Origin of the sequence: Escherichia sp. AM3, from assembly GCF_032029835.1 — a bacterium.
GTDB lineage: Bacteria > Pseudomonadota > Gammaproteobacteria > Enterobacterales > Enterobacteriaceae > Escherichia > Escherichia coli.
Map to the genome: position 1 here is coordinate 1 of NZ_JAVUPQ010001300.1, position 236 is coordinate 236.

At 50.8% G+C, this 236-nt stretch carries 1 protein-coding gene; it reads left to right on the top strand.

The window, feature by feature from the left end; genetic code table 11:
* The coding region (locus RTW80_RS30780) for a carbonic anhydrase family protein (RefSeq protein WP_312722048.1) at positions 1-149 on the top strand (149 nt) is incomplete at its 5' end.
* Positions 150-236 lie beyond the last annotated feature (87 nt).

Here is a 236-nt window from a genome sequence, read left to right on the forward strand (position 1 = left end):
CGCCACCGTGTTCAGAAGGGGTGACATGGCTGGTGCTCAAGCACCCGCTGACCGTCTCTGCTGAACAGCTGCAAAAATTCACTCACACCATGCACCATGAAAACAGCCGCCCGGTTCAACCGCTTCATGGCCGTCTGGTTGTTGAATAAGTCGATTTTTTTACGCTGATATCCTGTGCTGAAATGCGACGCAGATCGCAAAGAAGCGCCATAATCTGCTGCTTATATCAGCAGATT